This window comes from Lacimonas salitolerans, from assembly GCF_042677865.1.
Lineage (GTDB): Bacteria > Pseudomonadota > Alphaproteobacteria > Rhodobacterales > Rhodobacteraceae > Lutimaribacter > Lutimaribacter salitolerans.
This window is the reverse complement of the sequence record NZ_JBHUDD010000074.1, coordinates 1-841: the sequence shown is the minus strand read 5'-3', so window position 1 is coordinate 841 and position 841 is coordinate 1. Positions and strand designations below refer to the sequence as shown.

Sequence of the window (841 nt, the reverse complement as noted above, 5' to 3'; positions counted from 1 at the left end):
GGTGCGATGGTCGTGCGGCACGCCGCCAAGCGTCCAGAGGGCATTCTGCAATCCTTCAGCCAGCGCCCGGAGGGGATGGGACTGGAATCCAACGTTCTCCACCCTCTAAACCATTGTTTTAATTGATGTGACCGATGGTTTAGGTCGTCACTTGGTTCAATCGCGACTGGCAGCGAAAAACGCCCGCGGCGTTACGATTGAATGCATCGACAAGACAGAGGCCTTGAAACACCCCCAGCCCAGGTTTGATGACGGTCATCTGCCGGCTTCGGCGTTTTTGACCTTCCCTGAGAGGGGTGCCAAAATGTAAGCAAGGCCCATCACGTTGACATGGCGGCATTTTTTTAAAGGCCGTGGTGGAGCCCGGCAAGATGAAATCGACCTTATCCCTGCTTCTGGTCTTCCTGAACCAGTTCTTCATGCCGCGGCACAACGCGCAGCTGAGGCTGCTGAAGGCCCAGATTATGATCTTGCGGGCCCGCATCCCGACGCAAAGGATTATCCTGTCGCCCGCCGAAAAAGCCGAACTCATTCGCATTGGGGCTGAGTGCGGGCACGATATCGACGGGATCATGGAGGTGGCCAAGCCTGCAACCTACAAGCGCTGGCTCGCTCAGATGCGTGTCGGGACCCCTTTCAAGGCCGTGGGACGACCGCGCCTGACGCAGGAACTGCGCGATGTCGTCATCCGCATCGGATCGGAAAACCTCCTTTGGGGCTACAAGCGTATCGCAGGCGAGTTGAAGAAGCTGGGGCTCCACGCGGCTGATGAGGTCAGGCGAGACCTGCAGTCCGTAGACGTCTTCGAGATGAGCGCGGATATCACGCACCGTCAGACCGG

General features: G+C 58.3%; 1 pseudogene. It reads right to left on the bottom strand.

The features are described from left to right. Nucleotides 1–743 precede the first annotated feature (743 nt). Nucleotides 744–841: pseudogene (locus ACFTOW_RS19940) on the bottom strand (transposase); the annotation flags it as partial.